General features: G+C 60.2%; 15 protein-coding genes and 1 tRNA gene. 12 read left to right on the plus strand and 4 right to left on the minus strand.

Features of this window, described 5'->3' with window-relative positions; translation table 11 throughout:
* Positions 1–77 precede the first annotated feature (77 nt).
* Positions 78–1,517: a DegQ family serine endoprotease gene (locus KVG91_RS17355; protein ID WP_169376440.1), complete on the plus strand. Its 1,440-nt coding sequence runs from the start codon at positions 78–80 to the stop codon at positions 1,515–1,517.
* A gap of 61 nt (positions 1,518–1,578) precedes the next feature.
* Here KVG91_RS17355 and KVG91_RS17360 read toward each other — a convergent pair whose 3' ends face one another.
* Entirely contained in the window at positions 1,579–3,012 is a 1,434-nt protein-coding gene (locus tag KVG91_RS17360) for a M48 family metalloprotease (protein WP_169376441.1), read from the minus strand.
* Between the two features lie 94 nt (positions 3,013–3,106).
* On the opposite strand from KVG91_RS17360, the gene KVG91_RS17365 reads away from it, so the two are divergent.
* Together KVG91_RS17365 and KVG91_RS17370 are read left to right on the plus strand one after the other, a co-directional pair.
* The gene (locus KVG91_RS17365; protein ID WP_010212198.1) at positions 3,107–3,346 is read left to right on the plus strand and encodes a sulfurtransferase TusA family protein; all 240 of its coding nucleotides are present in this window, start codon (positions 3,107–3,109) and stop codon (positions 3,344–3,346) included.
* A 29-nt stretch (positions 3,347–3,375) separates the two neighbouring features.
* The gene (locus KVG91_RS17370) at positions 3,376–4,446 is read left to right on the plus strand and encodes an AI-2E family transporter (RefSeq protein WP_169376442.1); all 1,071 of its coding nucleotides are present in this window, start codon (positions 3,376–3,378) and stop codon (positions 4,444–4,446) included.
* 193 nt (positions 4,447–4,639) lie between these two features.
* On the opposite strand, the gene KVG91_RS17375 is transcribed toward KVG91_RS17370, so the two are convergent.
* Together KVG91_RS17375 and KVG91_RS17380 are read right to left on the minus strand one after the other, a co-directional pair.
* On the minus strand, positions 4,640–5,113 hold the full coding sequence (locus KVG91_RS17375) for a peroxiredoxin (protein ID WP_169376443.1): 474 nt from the start codon (positions 5,111–5,113) through the stop codon (positions 4,640–4,642).
* 10 nt (positions 5,114–5,123) lie between these two features.
* Entirely contained in the window at positions 5,124–5,684 is a 561-nt protein-coding gene (locus tag KVG91_RS17380) for a glycine cleavage system protein R (RefSeq protein WP_012722773.1), read from the minus strand.
* Between the two features lie 272 nt (positions 5,685–5,956).
* On the opposite strand from KVG91_RS17380, the gene dapA reads away from it, so the two are divergent.
* The 8 genes from dapA (at position 5,957) to KVG91_RS17420 (ending at position 11,386) form a co-directional block, all read left to right on the plus strand.
* Positions 5,957–6,835 (plus strand): 4-hydroxy-tetrahydrodipicolinate synthase, encoded by an 879-nt coding sequence (gene dapA / locus KVG91_RS17385; RefSeq protein WP_169376444.1) that lies wholly within the window; start codon positions 5,957–5,959, stop codon positions 6,833–6,835.
* Between the two features lie 17 nt (positions 6,836–6,852).
* Complete coding sequence (gene bamC / locus KVG91_RS17390; protein ID WP_169376445.1) at positions 6,853–7,968, plus strand: outer membrane protein assembly factor BamC; 1,116 nt, start codon at positions 6,853–6,855, stop codon at positions 7,966–7,968.
* Between the two features lie 4 nt (positions 7,969–7,972).
* Positions 7,973–8,731: an MBL fold metallo-hydrolase gene (locus tag KVG91_RS17395; protein WP_169376446.1), complete on the plus strand. Its 759-nt coding sequence runs from the start codon at positions 7,973–7,975 to the stop codon at positions 8,729–8,731.
* A 27-nt stretch (positions 8,732–8,758) separates the two neighbouring features.
* Entirely contained in the window at positions 8,759–9,472 is a 714-nt protein-coding gene (purC, locus tag KVG91_RS17400) for a phosphoribosylaminoimidazolesuccinocarboxamide synthase (protein ID WP_027604309.1), read from the plus strand.
* Positions 9,473–9,555: 83 nt separating this feature from the next.
* Positions 9,556–9,645, plus strand: a tRNA-Ser gene (locus tag KVG91_RS17405).
* Between the two features lie 121 nt (positions 9,646–9,766).
* Positions 9,767–10,162, plus strand: coding sequence for a type VII toxin-antitoxin system MntA family adenylyltransferase antitoxin (gene mntA, locus KVG91_RS17410; RefSeq protein WP_169376447.1), 396 nt, complete (start codon positions 9,767–9,769; stop codon positions 10,160–10,162).
* Positions 10,152–10,583, plus strand: a complete 432-nt coding sequence (hepT, locus tag KVG91_RS17415; protein ID WP_169376448.1) for a type VII toxin-antitoxin system HepT family RNase toxin — start codon at positions 10,152–10,154, stop codon at positions 10,581–10,583. Before mntA ends, hepT begins: the two co-directional genes overlap by 11 nt.
* A 593-nt stretch (positions 10,584–11,176) precedes the next feature.
* Positions 11,177–11,386, plus strand: coding sequence for a DUF6124 family protein (locus tag KVG91_RS17420; RefSeq protein WP_169376469.1), 210 nt, complete (start codon positions 11,177–11,179; stop codon positions 11,384–11,386).
* Between the two features lie 217 nt (positions 11,387–11,603).
* Here KVG91_RS17420 and KVG91_RS17425 read toward each other — a convergent pair whose 3' ends face one another.
* Positions 11,604–12,830, minus strand: coding sequence for an MFS transporter (locus KVG91_RS17425; RefSeq protein WP_169376449.1), 1,227 nt, complete (start codon positions 12,828–12,830; stop codon positions 11,604–11,606).
* A 453-nt stretch (positions 12,831–13,283) separates the two neighbouring features.
* On the opposite strand from KVG91_RS17425, the gene KVG91_RS28220 reads away from it, so the two are divergent.
* Complete coding sequence (locus KVG91_RS28220) at positions 13,284–14,909, plus strand: methyl-accepting chemotaxis protein (protein ID WP_169376450.1); 1,626 nt, start codon at positions 13,284–13,286, stop codon at positions 14,907–14,909.

Consider the following 14,909-nt stretch of genomic DNA (forward strand, 5'->3'; position numbering starts at 1 on the left):
GGAACAAAGATGCCGGTCGCATTACCGGCGTTTCTTGAACCCTGTCGCTCAACCCTGCTCGTCGTAACGGGAGCTGTATGTCGATACCACGTTTGAAGTCTTACCTATCCATAATCGCCACGGTATTGGTGCTGGGCCAGGCTTTGCCTGCGCAAGCAGTCGAGTTGCCTGACTTTACCCAATTGGTTGAGCAGGCCTCGCCGGCCGTGGTGAACATCAGCACCACGCAAAAACTGCCGGATCGCAAAGTCTCCAACCAGCCAATGCCGGACCTTGAAGGCCTGCCGCCGATGCTGCGCGAGTTCTTCGAGCGCGGCATGCCCCAACCGCGCGCGCCGCGGGGTGGTGGTGGCGGCCAGCGTGAAGCGCAGTCCCTGGGCTCGGGCTTCATCATTTCGCCGGACGGCTACATCCTGACCAACAACCACGTGATTGCCGACGCCGATGAGATTCTGGTGCGCCTGGCCGATCGCAGTGAGCTCAAGGCCAAGCTGGTAGGCACCGACCCACGTTCCGATGTGGCCCTGCTGAAAATCGAAGGCAAAGACCTGCCGGTGCTGAAACTGGGTAAATCCCAGGACCTGAAAGCCGGTCAGTGGGTCGTCGCCATCGGTTCGCCGTTTGGTTTCGACCATACCGTGACCCAAGGCATCGTCAGCGCCATCGGCCGCAGCCTGCCGAACGAAAACTATGTACCGTTTATCCAGACCGACGTGCCGATCAACCCGGGTAACTCCGGTGGTCCGCTGTTCAACCTTGCGGGTGAAGTGGTAGGGATCAACTCGCAGATCTACACCCGTTCCGGTGGTTTCATGGGCGTATCGTTCGCTATCCCGATCGACGTGGCCATGGACGTTTCCAACCAGTTGAAAAGCGGTGGCAAGGTCAGTCGTGGTTGGTTGGGTGTGGTGATCCAGGAAGTGAACAAAGACTTGGCTGAATCCTTCGGCCTCGACAAACCGGCCGGTGCCCTTGTTGCGCAGATCCAGGACGACGGCCCGGCTGCCAAGGGTGGCTTGCAGGTCGGCGATGTGATCCTGAGCATGAATGGCCAGCCGATCGTCATGTCGGCCGACCTGCCGCACCTGGTGGGTGCACTCAAGGCTGGCAGCAAAGCCAAGCTGGAAGTGATCCGCGATGGTAAGCGTCAGAACGTGGAGTTGACCGTAGGCGCCATCCCCGAAGAGGGCGCAACCCTGGATGCCCTGGGTAACGCCAAGCCGGGTGCCGAGCGCAGCAGCAATCGTCTGGGCATTGCCGTGGCCGAGCTGACCCCTGAGCAGAAGAAGACCTTCGACCTCAGGAGCGGCGTCGTGATCAAGGAGGTGCAGGATGGTCCTGCCTCGCTGATCGGCCTGCAGCCCGGTGACGTGATCACCCACCTGAACAATCAGGCGATCGACAGCACCAAGCAGTTCACCGACATCGCCAAGGCGTTGCCGAAGAATCGTTCGGTGTCGATGCGCGTACTGCGTCAGGGACGTGCAAGCTTCATTACGTTCAAGCTGGCCGAGTAAGTCGGTAAAAAAAGCCCCGCCTTCGTTTAACGAAAGCGGGGCTTTTTTGTGCGCGATGGGTTTAGCTCATCATCCCTTTGACCAGGCGTTCCTGCTCGATCAGTTCGCGCTGGCGTGCGTCAATACGGGAAGACAGGGGGAAATTGCTGCCGGCCCTGCGCTTGGCAAAATCCAATTGCTGGATCGCTTGCTGGAAATCGCCCACCAGCGCGAAGTACTCGGCACGCGCTTGATGCAGGCCAATGATGTTGCCGGACAAGCCGCGTGTTTCGGCGACCTGGTACCAGACGTCGGGATCGTCTGGGCGGGATTTGAGCAGTGCGTCCAAGGCTTTCTCGGCATCGGCGGTGCGGTTCTGCTTGAGCAACAGGTCGACCCGAATCTGATTCAGCGGATAGTTGCCCGGATACTGGGTGAGCAGCCGATCCGTGCGTTGCTGGGCATCAGGCAGGCGATTGTTGTCGATATCCAGCTGGATCTGCGCCAGGTTGTAGGTGATGTCGTTTGGCGCCTTGGCCAGCAGCGGCGCCAGGCTGTCCCGCGCCTGCTTGAACTGAGAGGCTTTGATCTGAGCGATGGCCAGGCCGTAACGCGCCACATCGTTTTTCGGGTTCTCGTCCAGTTGCGCCTGGAAGCGCTTGGCGGCCAGGCCTGAGGTGTCTTCGTACTGCAACTGCACCCGTGCGCGAATCAATTGATAGCGCAGACTGTCTTCCTTGCCGCCCGGTTTGGCTTGTTCGGCACGGTTGCGGGTGTCGGCGATACGCGATTCGGTGACCGGGTGCGTCAGCAGGAACTCCGGTGGCTTGGCGTCGAAGCGGTATTGGCGGCCCAGGCGCTCGAACATGGTCGGCATGGAGCGTGGATCGTAGCCGGCCTTTTCCAGGTTGACGATACCGATGCGGTCGGCCTCTTGTTCATTTTGCCGAGAGAACCTGCGCTGCTCCTGGATCGCGGCGGCCTGGGTGCCGGCGATCGCCGCGATGCCGGCATCGCCAGCGCCTGCCGCCGCCGCGATGATACCGCCAAGCAGGGCAGCCATCATTGGGATCTGCATGCGCTGCTGCGCTTCCACGCCACGAGCGAAGTGACGTTGGGACAAGTGCGCCAATTCATGGGCCAGCACCGAGGCATACTCCCCTTCGGTCTGGGCATTGAGAAATAGCCCGCCGTTCACCCCCACGATGCCGCCTGGCGCCGCAAAGGCGTTGAGTTGCGGGCTGTTGATCAGGATGAACTCCAGGCGCCGGTCATTGACCTGGCTGGTCTCCACCAGTTTGTACACGCTGGTTTCGACGTAATCCTTGAGCTGCGGGTCGTTCAGTTGCGAGACCTGCCCGCGCAGATAGGCCAGCCATGCGCGGCCCAACTGGTATTCCTGTTGTGGCGAGACAATGGCAGAACTGGCGTCGCCAAGTGACGGCAGGTCGTCAGCGAAGCCTGGGGAGGCCAGCAGGCAAGCCAGCGTCAGCAGGGTGGGGCGCAAAAAAGTCATGCACAGGGCCTTTCGACAAAGAGCTTACTGTAGCCGGACACTGAGCTTCGGACCAGATATTCTAAGCGCCCCCATGCGTGCCCGGAGTTAAACCATGACCGACGCTGTAGCCTTTGATGCCGAACTTGACGCCAGCGGCCTCAATTGCCCGTTACCCTTGCTCAAGGCCAAGCTGGAGCTCAATCGCTTGGCCAGTGGCGCGGTGCTCAAGGTGATCGCGACGGATGCCGGCTCCCAGCGGGATTTTCGCACGTTCGCCAAGCTGGCCGGCCACACCCTGTTGCATGAAGAAGACGCCGCCGGTGTGTACCGTTACTGGTTGCGCAAGGCCTGAACCGTTTGCCCACCCTCCGAGGTTGATTGATGTTCAAAGTGTTACGAGACTGGATTCAGCGCTACTTCTCCGATGAAGAAGCGGTGGTGCTGGCGGTCCTGCTGTTTCTGGCCTTTACGGCCGTGCTCACCTTGGGTGGCATGCTGGCGCCGGTACTGGCGGGGATGGTGCTGGCGTATCTGATGCAGGGCCTGGTCACCTCCCTGGAACGCTTGCGCTTGCCGGGCGCGGTCGCCGTGGGGCTGGTGTTCGCTTTGTTCATGGGCCTGCTGGTGCTGTTTATCGTGGTGGTGCTGCCGTTGTTATGGCACCAACTGATCACCCTGTTCAATGAATTGCCGGGCATGCTCGCCAAATGGCAATCCCTGCTGCTGCTGTTGCCGGAGCGCTACCCGCACCTGGTCTCGGATGAACAAGTGCTGCAAGCCATCGAAGTGGCGCGCGGTGAGATCGGAAAATTCGGGCAATGGGCGTTGACCTTTTCCCTGTCCAGCCTGCCGCTGCTGGTCAACATCATGATCTACCTGGTGCTGGTGCCGATCCTGGTGTTCTTCTTCCTCAAGGACCGCGTCATGATCGGCCGCTGGGTACGTGGCTACCTGCCGCGCGAACGTGCGCTGATCACTCGCGTGGCTGAGGAAATGAACCGGCAGATCGCCAACTATATTCGCGGCAAGGTCATCGAGATCATTATCTGCGGGGGCGTGACCTACATCGCTTTTATTGCCCTGGACCTGAACTACGCGGCTTTGCTGGCGCTGCTGGTGGGGGTTTCGGTGGTGGTGCCGTACGTCGGCGCCGTGGTGGTGACGGTACCCGTGACTTTGATCGCACTGTTCCAGTGGGGCTGGAGCGACCAGTTCATCTATTTGATGGCGGTCTACGGGATCATCCAAACGCTGGATGGCAACGTGCTGGTGCCGCTGCTGTTCTCGGAGGCCGTCAATCTGCACCCGGTGGCGATCATCTGCGCGGTGCTGCTGTTCGGGGGGCTGTGGGGATTCTGGGGCGTGTTTTTTGCGATACCGCTGGCGACGCTGTTCAAGGCCGTGCTGGATGCGTGGCCGCGCAAGGAGCCGGTTGTAGCACCGTTATTATAATTCTGTCGCGCGGCAAACCAGTGGCGAGCGGGCCTTTTGTGGCGAGCGGGCTTGCCCCGCGTTGGGGGGCGAAGCACCCCTATGCAAGACGCATGCGGTGTATCAGACACTCCGCAGAGGCTGGTTTTGGGCTGCTGCGCAGCCCAACGCGGGGCAAGCCCGCTCGCCACAACAGCTCGCTCCAGAGCGAAATTCAGGCCTTGTTCAACGCCTGGGCCGCGGCCAGAACAGCCTCCACATGCCCCGGCACTTTCACGCCGCGCCATTCCTGGCGCAACACGCCGTCCTTGTCAATGAGGAAGGTGCTGCGATCCACACCCAGGTATTCCTTACCGTATAGCTTCTTGAGTTTGATCACATCAAACAGCTGGCAAACCGCTTCATCCTTGTCGCTGATCAGCTCGAAGGGGAATGCCTGTTTGCCCTTGAAGTTCTCGTGAGACTTCAGGCTGTCGCGCGATACGCCGAACACCTCGGTGTTGGCCGCCTTGAACGCTTCATGCTGGTCCCGAAAACCCTGGCCCTGCGTGGTGCAGCCCGGCGTGCTGTCTTTCGGGTAGAAGTAGATCACCACCTGTTTGCCCTTGAGGGCGGCCAGGCTGAAGGTCTGGCCGCTGGTGGCCTGGGCTTCGAAATCGGCGACCGGTGTATCAATGACTACCGCCATGAAAACTTCCTTACATTGGGTTCTGTGGGCGCCAGGGTTCGATCAGTGCGTCGAGGTTCAACGCATCGGCGAAATCCAGGAACTGGTCGCGCAGCCAGCTGATCTGCACGCCGGCCGGCAAGGTTACGGTGAACGTGGCGTTCAGCATGGTGCCGCCGGTCTGCGGGGCCAGGTAGGTGTCGCAGGTCAGGTTTTCCAGCTCGACGTTGTGGTCGATAAAGAACTGGCACAGTTCGTTGACGATGTCCGAACGATAGGCCGAGCTGACATACGCCACGTAGGGTAGGGCCTGTGGGCGATTCTCCAGGGCGGCGCTGCGCACCACGTTGACCGTGAAGTCGTGCTTCTTGGCCAGGCCCGGCAGGCCGGTCTCCAGGCGCGCCAGGGCATCCCAGGTGCCGGAGATCTGCAAGACCAGTGCACTGCACTCGCCGTGGCGGGTCAGGCGCGAGGTTACGACGGCGCAGCGGTTTTCATGGCTGGCGCGGCACAGCACGTTGGTCAGCTCCATGGGGTTGGCGCCGAGGGCACTGATAACAAGGAATTGTTCGCGAACTGTGGGGGTGGACATGCAGCCTTCCTAAAACGATGAGCGGTCGATACTGTGAGGCCGTATCGATCAAAGGATGAAGGGTAGCGAAAAGCGCCGCCAAGGGATAGGAGGTGGCGTTTTCATTGCGTGATCGGTCCTATTTCATCGTGCTTCAGCACGTGCTTTGGTCCAATGATGGCCTTGCCTGTCGTTTAGTTGCGCCAGAACGCATCCTCAGGCGGTACTTCGCTTGTGCAAGCATCTTGGCGCCAGTACCATTACCGCTCTCTTTTTCCGGCAGGAGCGGTTGCATGATTGCGGGCAGTATGGTGGCACTGGTCACACCCATGGATGCACAAGGTCGTCTCGACTGGGACAGCCTGGGCAAACTGGTGGACTTCCACCTGCAAGAAGGCACCAATGCCATCGTGGCGGTCGGCACCACCGGTGAATCGGCCACCCTCGATGTGGAAGAACACATCCAGGTGATCGAGTTCGTGGTCAAGCGCGTTGCGGGACGTATCGCCGTGATCGCCGGTACGGGCGCCAACTCGACGCGTGAAGCCATCGAGCTGACCAAAAACGCCAAAAAGGCCGGCGCCGATGCCTGCCTGCTGGTGACCCCGTACTACAACAAGCCGACGCAGGAAGGCCTGTACCAGCACTTTCGCGCCATTGCCGAAGCCGTCGATATTCCGCAGATCCTCTATAACGTACCGGGTCGTACCGCGTGCGATATGAAGGCCGAGACCGTGATCCGCCTGTCCACCGTGCCGAACATCATCGGCATCAAGGAAGCCACGGGTGACCTGCAGCGCGCCAAGGACATCCTGGCCGGCGTGAGCAGCGACTTCCTGTTGTATTCCGGTGACGACGCCACCGCCGTGGAACTGATCCTGCTGGGCGGCAAAGGCAACATCTCCGTGACCGCCAACGTGGCCCCGCGTGCCATGAGCGACATGTGCGCCGCCGCCATCGCCGGCGACGCCGTGACCGCCCGCGCGATCCACGAGAAGCTGATGCCGCTCAACAAGACACTGTTTATCGAATCCAACCCTATTCCCGTGAAATGGGCGCTGACTGAAATGGGCATGATGCCGGACGGTATCCGTCTGCCGCTCACCCGTCTCAGTGAAGCCTGTCACGAACCGCTGCGACAGGCCCTGCGCCAGTCCGGCGTCCTGGTTTAATTGAGGAAGCACTACGCATGAAGCGATTGGCCGGACTTTCCGCACTTGCCTTGATTATCTCCAGCACCAGTGGCTGCGGTTGGATCTGGGGGCCGGAAGGCTACTTCCGTGACCGCGGTAGCGATTACCTGGAAGCCCAACCCACTAAACCCATGGAATTGCCGCCGGGCGTCAATGTCGCCAAGCGCCTTGACCCGTTGCTGCCGATTCCGCGCAACGTCGCCGACGACACCACCAGGGGCGAGTACGTGGTACCGCGTCCGCAGCCGATCGCTTCCGTGGCGGATGCCAGCGACTACAGCCTGCAGAAGAGCGGCGACTCCCGCTGGATCGTGGCCCAGCGCCCGCCTGCCGAAGTCTGGCCGGTGGCCGTGCAGTTCTTCCAGGACAATGGTTTCCGCATCGACGAACAGCGCCCGCAGACCGGTGAATTCACCACCGCATGGCAGCAGGGCAGCGAACTGTCGGCCACCCTGGCCAAGCGTCTGCAGGCCGGCGGTGTAGCCGCCGACAGCGAAGCCCGCGTGCGTGTGCGCATCGAGCCAGGCGTGCAGCGCAATACCAGTGAAGTCTACGTGGTCAGCGCCGAGCGTCCTGCCGGCAGCACCGCCAACGTTGATTTCACCAACCGTTCGGTCAACAGCGGCGTCGACTCCGCATTGGTCGACGAAATGCTGGCCAGCATGAGCCGTATCTCCGAGAAGGGCGGTTCCGTATCCCTGCTCGCCGCACGTGATTACGACACCCCGAGCCGTGTCAGCCTCACCGAAGATGGCAGCGGTAACGTGGTGCTCAACCTGGGTGAAGACCTCGACCGTGCCTGGGCCAGTGTTGGCCGTGCGCTGGAGCAGGGCCCATGGCGCGTTGAAGACATCAACCGCAGCCTGGGCCTGTACTACATCAACGTGGCCGAGAAGGCCGAGCGTAAAGATGAAGAGCCCGGTTTCTTCGGCAAGCTGTTCGGCAGCCAGCCGACCAAGGAAGAGATCGAGACCCGCGCCGAGCGTTACCAGGTTCGTTTGAGCAAGGTAGGCGACGCCGTGCAAGTCACCGTCGAGAAGAACATCAATACCGTTGCGCCCGCTGAAACAGCGCGCAAAGTATTGGGCGTGATTCAGGACAACCTGGGCTGATCCGATGCGTTTTGCCGTTCTCGGCAGCGGTAGCCAAGGGAACGGCACGCTGGTCGCACATGACGAGACCTATGTGCTGGTGGATTGTGGTTTCTCGCTACGGGAAACCGAGCGGCGCCTGCTGCGGCTGGGGGTTCACCCCACGCAGCTGAGCGCGATTCTGGTGACCCACGAGCATGCCGACCACGTGCATGGCGTGGGTTTGCTGTCTCGGCGCTACAATCTTCCGGTCTACCTCAGTCGCGGCACCTTGCGCGGGATGCGCAAACCCATTGAACCCGCAGGTTTCCTGGCCGGTGGCGAGCAACTGCAGATCGGTGCCTTGGGCATCGATGTCATTGCCGTTGCGCACGACGCCCAGGAGCCGACGCAGTACGTATTCAGTGATGGCGAGCGGCGCTTCGGCGTACTCACCGACCTGGGCTCCTACTGCGCCAAGGTGCTGGACGGTTACCGGAACCTCGATGCGCTGATGATCGAGTCCAACCACTGCCGAGACCTGCTGGCGCGCGGGCATTACCCGTACTTTCTCAAGCAGCGGGTGGGCGGCGAACGGGGGCATTTGAACAACCATCAGGCGGCGTACCTGGTGTATGAGTTGGGCTGGCAAGACTTGCAACACCTGGTCCTGGCCCACCTGAGCAGCAAGAACAACCTGCCGACGCTTGCCCGGCAATGTTTTGTCGACACCCTCGGGTGCGACCCGGACTGGCTGCAACTGGCCGATCAAGATTCAGGGCTCGACTGGCGACACATCGCCTAGCCCACCATTTAGCAAGCGGAGCCCATCATGGAAAAACGTGAAGAACTCTACCGCGGCAAAGCCAAGTCGGTGTACAAGACCGACGACGCCAACCGCCTGATCCTGCTGTTTCGCAACGACACCTCGGCGTTCGACGGCAAGCGCATTGAACAGCTCGATCGCAAAGGCATGGTGAACAACAAGTTCAACGCCTTCATCATGCAAAAGCTCGAAGCGGCCGGCATTCCGACGCAATTCGACAAACTGCTGGGCGACAACGAGTGCCTGGTGAAGAAGCTCGACATGATCCCGGTGGAATGCGTCGTGCGTAACTACGCCGCCGGCAGCCTGGTCAAGCGCCTGGGCGTGGAGGAGGGCCTCAAGCTCAACCCCTACACCTTCGAACTGTTCCTGAAGGACGACGCCAAGGGCGACCCGTTCATCAACGAATCCCACGTCGTGGCGTTCGGCTGGGGCACCGCTGAGCAACTGGCGCGCATGAAGGAGTTGTCCCTCAAGGTCAACGACGTGCTGAGCAAGCTGTTCGACGATGCAGGCCTCTTGCTGGTGGACTTCAAGCTTGAATTCGGCGTGTTCCACGACGGCTCCATCGTCCTGGGCGACGAATTCAGCCCGGACGGCTGCCGCCTGTGGGACAAGGACACCAAGAAGAAGATGGACAAAGACCGCTTCCGCCAGGGCCTCGGTGACGTGATCGAAGCCTACGAAGAAGTCGCCAAGCGCCTCGGCGTACCGCTTTAATCGACGCAAGCATCTGATAGCACGGAAAAAAATCGCCTCGGCGCTTTGCATCCACGAATCATGCTGTTATGATGCGCGCCGTTGGAGAGATGCCAGAGTGGCCGAATGGGACGGATTCGAAATCCGTTGTACCTTCACCGGTACCTAGGGTTCGAATCCCTATCTCTCCGCCATTATTTGTAAACGAGAACCCCCAATAACTTAAATGTTGTTGGGGGTTTTTGTTTTTGTAGCAGAAAGGGTCAGGTGAATTCTGCTACGGTCATCATCACCGGATGCCAATGCGGGTCGATCATGAACTTTGAAACAGTGCTCACGCATTTACGGGCGAACCTCCCTGGTCTGTTGGCGGTGTACGCGTTTGGCAGCCAGGTAGCGGGCGAGGCACAGGCAGACAGTGACCTTGACCTGGCTGCTCTGGTTGAGGGGCGTATTGACCCACTGCAGTTGTGGCGTCTATCTGGAGAGCTGGCGGATATCGTGAAAGTACCTGTCGATTTGTTGGACTTGCGTACTGCATCAACCGTCATGCAATACCAAGTCATAACGACAGGGCGCCTGCTCTGGAGGAAGGACAGCCAGGCGGGTATTTTTGAGAGCTATATTCTCAGCGAGAAAACGGCGTTGGATGCTGCCAGAGCCGGGCTGCTAGCCGACATTCATAAGGACGGGACGGTATATGGTCGATGACGTACTCATCAACAAGGCTGCCAGTATTGAGCGTTGTGTTGCACGTGCCAGGGAGGAATACGAAAAGGATCCTGCCAGTTTTGCCACTGACTTCACTCGTCAGGATGCGGCCATTCTCAATATTCAGCGTGCCTGTGAGGCCGCGCTGGACATGGGGCAACATCTGATTCGTCGTGAGCGCCTCGGCGTTCCCCAAGGCGCACGCGACGTGTTCGAACTGCTGGCCCAGGGCGGCTGGATGAGCCCGTCTTTGTTGACCAACCTGAAAAATATGGTCGGCTTCCGCAATATCGCCGTGCATGAGTATCAAACGCTTCAGCTGCCGATCACGGTTGCGATCATTACTCAGCACCTGGGCGATTTCCTGGCATTCAGTTCGCACATTTTAACTAAGGACTCGGTACACCCAGCCACTTCTTAGACTTCGGTTTGGCTGGCGGCTTTTTATCCGTCTCCTTAACCGTCTCCCTTGGCCTTTTCTTTGCCTCACCCTCTGTCACGTATTCCCCTGTAACCGCATCACGGTATCTCGTTGGCATATAACCTTCCTGGCAATTATGTCGCCACACGGCGACCTTTTTCAGGCTAGCTCAGAGGCGCCGTTGCTCAAGTTTCGGTAGGCGATTTGTCGTTACCAAGCCTTTCCGAAATAGCCGCTTACGTTGTGCAGGATCGGCAGTTCCCGAGCAGGGTTGCGTTGGCTGGGGCAGGGCGCTAACCTTCCGCCGTCGCCCTTATGGCGACCGGTTTTGACAGACCGAATAACGTGCGACTCTGCGCATCCCCAAACTGGTTTCAGACGTTTGTCTGTGCCCACCTGTTATGGCGGCTGTGCGTGGGGCACCTTCGGGTGCGCCGGGTGCCCACGTTTCCGGTCTGTCAACCCGCGTACAGCTGCCACCCAAACCTGTTTGACAGCAGGAGTGGTAGCTCCTTCATAACGTGGAGTTACATCATAAAAAAAATCACCGCTAATCCAACTGAACCTCTCTATAGCGAAAGGCATTCGCCAAGATCTTTTGCGTAGCCGATGATGTCGGCACCGAAGAAGCCCTGACAAACGCCTCCGAAATTCTCTCGTCCGCTCTCCAAACTGCCTACCAATGCGCTGAAGATCCAGACAGCAGGCAGTCACCCGTGATCATGGCCTTGGCTCAATTGATCGAGAACGCCCAGGCATTGGTGGATTCAGTCCTGGAGCGTGCTTTCCCTACAGCCGGATAAACACTTGCTCCTGAAACAGAAAATCCTGCTGAGCTCAACGCTCGGCAGGCTTTGTAGTGAGCGGGCTTGTCCCGCGCTGGGTGGCGAAGCCGCCCCAATAAAGACAGCGCCGAGTACCAGATAGAACCAAGTCGCCTGGTTTGGGGCCGCTGCGCAGCCCAGCGCGGGACAAGCCCGCTCACTACAGGGAGCATTTTGAGCCTTTGGAGGACATGGGTCAGGCCGGCTGCGCCACCATGCGATTGCTGATGTTACGCCCCAGCACCAACACCGTGACAAAACCCACGCCCACCAGCGCCGTCGCCAGGCTCAACAACACTGAGGTGCCCAGGTGGTCGACGATCTGCCCACCAAAGAACGACCCCAGCGCGATAATCACCTGGAACAACGCAACGAACAGCGGCATGCCACGTTCCACATCCTTGGGCGCGACCACGAACATCCAGATACTGGCGCATGCCGGGAAGGCGCCGAAGGCGAAGCCCCATAGCGCGATCAGCATCGTGGCGCCGATCATGCCGGTGGCGAAGTAGGGGAACAGGGCGGTGCTGGTGCCGATCATCAGCGCGACCAGCAGCAGGGTGTGACGTACGCTGCGGTTGGCGGCGAAACCGGCGAAAATGTTACCCGCGACCCCGGCCACGCCAAACATCAGCAACAGCGAACCGATCGTCGGCCCGTCGAAGCCGGCGCTGTTCTTGAAGAACGGCGCGACATAGGTGTAGGCGGCAAAGTGCGCGAGGCCGATCAGCAATACGGCGATCAGCCCAACCCGAGCGCGTGGGTTGATAAACAACGCCGGCAGGTCTCTGACAAGAATGGCTTTCTCCGGGTGGAGCCGAGGCAACAGGAATACCTGCGCGAGCAGGACCGGTATCCCCACCAACGCGGTGACCAGGAACGTCATGCGCCAGCCCATCAGGCCGCTCAGCCAGGTGCCGACGGGGACGCCCAGTACGGTGGCGAGGGTGACGCCCATCATGATGATCGAGGTGGCTTTGGCGACGTCCACGCCCTTGGGCGCCAGGCGGCCGCTGAGGGCGATGGCGGTCGCCCAGAAACCACCGATGCTGATGCCCAGCAACACGCGGCCGAACAGCAGCAGGCTGAAGTCGCTGGCGAAGGCCACGACCAGGTTGGCGATGATCATGACCAGCGTCAGTCCGATCAGTAGATAGCGGCGATCCATCTTGCCAATGACTACAGACAGCAGCGGCGCGGCGAGGGCGGCCATGATGCCGGGCAATGTCACCATCAGGCCCGCGTGGCCGGCGCTGATGCCGAGGTCGCTCGCAACGTCGTTGAGCACGCCTACCGGCAGAAACTCGCTGGTCACCAGGGCGAAGGCGCCCACGGCGACCGAGAGGATCGCCAGCCACTGCTGTTTGACACTCTGTTGATTATGTTCGGGAAGGCCGCGAGGGGCCTGGGTGGCACTTGGCATGGAGTCAGGTTCCGGGGTGAACGTCGCCTGAAGCCAGGCGAAGGGGAGGGAATTTGGAGCCGATTATAGAAACCTGTTGTGGTAATTGAGCAGGCGCTCGGTTCGATAGTAATCATCAGTGCAATCGATGCGACGCTCAATCGCAGTCGTCAATGTCGGGATATTAGCTGATCAAACTGCAGCTTGGTCGGAGTACGCACGGAACTCTATGTGTTAGACATCAATCCCTTCAAGGCCCCCGTAGAAGGACGCGTCTGTTAACTACGTCAGGCAAATCTTCAAATGTGCGGTGCTCTGCGTGCTTATCGAACACTCAAAGGGTGCCAGGGATGCGTCGGTTTAAAATTCGAAAGAAACGATCAGTATTACTTTCTGCCATTCGCTAAAGTCCCGCCCCCGCAGGCCGAAACCCTCTCATACGACGTCATATCCCCAATAAGAGATCCTCCCGAAATGTCCCTTCGCAACCTGTCCATCGCTCGCCGTGCGGGTCTGGGTTTTGCCTTGATCGCTTTGCTTGTAGCCCTGCTGGGTTTTTTTGCGCTGTCGAATATGGCGAGCATCCGCGCCAGTGCGGTGCAGGTTGAAAGCGGGCTGGTGCCCAAGATGCGGCTGGTGGCGGACATTCGCGAAATCATGCTGCGCATTCGGACGATCTCGTTGCGCATGGCGCTGGACCCGAACCCGGCGAGCATCCCGCAATACCGCAGCCAGATGGACACCCGCAGCCAGGACCTGACCAAAAGGCTGGCCGAACTCGATGCGGTCATCGATACCCCGCAAGTGCGCGCGCTCTACGATCAATTCCAGGGTTCGCTGCGTCAGTACCAGCAGGGGTTGGCCCAGTCCTTTGTTCTTGCCGACAAGCAGCAGGGCGCCGAGCTCAACAAGCTGTTGCTGGTGGACATGAAAACCGTGATCGATGGCTCCGGTGCGCAGCTCAATGCCCTGGCTGACTATTACAACGCGCAGATCAACCAGCAGGGCCAACTGGCCGAGTCGCAGTACAGCCGCTCGCGCACCATGGTGTTTGGCTTCGTACTCCTGGCCGCTTTGAGCACCGTGGCGCTGGCGTGGCTGCTGACGCGCAGCATTGTCGGTCCGCTGAGCCATGCGGTGAGGGCTGCCGAGAACGTGGCTCAAGGCGACCTGACGCAGACGGTGGACGTGACCGGTGACGACGAAGTGACGCGGCTGCTGGTTGCCCTCAAGACCATGCAGGCCAACCTGCGCGGGACCTTGCAGTTGATCCGCCAGTCGGCGGGGCAGATGGCCTCAGCCGCCACTGACCTCAATGGCATCACTGACCAAAGCAGCCGCAGCCTGCAAAAGCAGACCGCCGAAATCGAACAGGCCGCTACCGCCGTCAACGAGATGACCTCTGCCGCCGATGAAGTGGCGCGCAACGCAGTCTCCACCTCAGAGTCCACGCGTGTCTCCAATGAAACGGCGCGCGAAGGTCAGCATCGCGTTGGCGAAACCGTCAGCGCCATCCAGGCCCTGAGCACGAACATAGGTGAAACCTCGACGCTGGTGCAGAACCTCGCCGAACAATCGCGTGATATCGGCAAGGTGCTCGACGTGATTCGCTCCATTGCCGAACAGACCAACCTGCTGGCCCTCAATGCCGCCATCGAGGCTGCGCGAGCCGGTGAGTCCGGGCGCGGCTTTGCGGTGGTTGCCGACGAGGTGCGCGCATTGGCGCACCGTACCCAGCAATCCACCCTGGAAATCGACCAGATGGTCACAGCGATGCGCACAGGCTCGGATCACGCGCTGACTTCAATGCAGTCGAGTACCCAGCGCGCCACCGATACCCTGGCCTTGGCCGAAGGGGCGGGTGGCGCGTTGAGCCAGATCACCGACTCCATCGATCAGATCCACCAACGTAACCTGGTGATTGCCAGCGCTGCGGAAGAGCAGGCGCAAGTGGCCAAGGAAGTCGACCGCAACATCGTCAACATTCGCGACTTGTCTGCCCAGTCCTCGTCCGGCGCCGGGCAGATCAATGGATCGAGCCGCGAACTGGCGCAGTTGGCGGCTTCGCTGAATGAAGCGGTGGCGCGGTTTCAGCTGTAA

Source organism: Pseudomonas azadiae (genome assembly GCF_019145355.1).
In the GTDB taxonomy this organism is placed as follows: Bacteria; Pseudomonadota; Gammaproteobacteria; order Pseudomonadales; family Pseudomonadaceae; genus Aquipseudomonas; species Aquipseudomonas azadiae.

Coding starts and splice junctions, on each gene's coding strand:
- KVG91_RS17355 (WP_169376440.1), top strand. CDS start 78: ATGTCGATACCACGTTTGAAGTCTTACCTATCCATAATCGCCACGGTA.
- KVG91_RS17360 (WP_169376441.1), bottom strand. CDS start 3,012: ATGACTTTTTTGCGCCCCACCCTGCTGACGCTGGCTTGCCTGCTGGCC.
- KVG91_RS17365 (WP_010212198.1), top strand. CDS start 3,107: ATGACCGACGCTGTAGCCTTTGATGCCGAACTTGACGCCAGCGGCCTC.
- KVG91_RS17370 (WP_169376442.1), top strand. CDS start 3,376: ATGTTCAAAGTGTTACGAGACTGGATTCAGCGCTACTTCTCCGATGAA.
- KVG91_RS17375 (WP_169376443.1), bottom strand. CDS start 5,113: ATGGCGGTAGTCATTGATACACCGGTCGCCGATTTCGAAGCCCAGGCC.
- KVG91_RS17380 (WP_012722773.1), bottom strand. CDS start 5,684: ATGTCCACCCCCACAGTTCGCGAACAATTCCTTGTTATCAGTGCCCTC.
- dapA (WP_169376444.1), top strand. CDS start 5,957: ATGATTGCGGGCAGTATGGTGGCACTGGTCACACCCATGGATGCACAA.
- bamC (WP_169376445.1), top strand. CDS start 6,853: ATGAAGCGATTGGCCGGACTTTCCGCACTTGCCTTGATTATCTCCAGC.
- KVG91_RS17395 (WP_169376446.1), top strand. CDS start 7,973: ATGCGTTTTGCCGTTCTCGGCAGCGGTAGCCAAGGGAACGGCACGCTG.
- purC (WP_027604309.1), top strand. CDS start 8,759: ATGGAAAAACGTGAAGAACTCTACCGCGGCAAAGCCAAGTCGGTGTAC.
- mntA (WP_169376447.1), top strand. CDS start 9,767: ATGAACTTTGAAACAGTGCTCACGCATTTACGGGCGAACCTCCCTGGT.
- hepT (WP_169376448.1), top strand. CDS start 10,152: ATGGTCGATGACGTACTCATCAACAAGGCTGCCAGTATTGAGCGTTGT.
- KVG91_RS17425 (WP_169376449.1), bottom strand. CDS start 12,830: ATGCCAAGTGCCACCCAGGCCCCTCGCGGCCTTCCCGAACATAATCAA.
- KVG91_RS28220 (WP_169376450.1), top strand. CDS start 13,284: ATGTCCCTTCGCAACCTGTCCATCGCTCGCCGTGCGGGTCTGGGTTTT.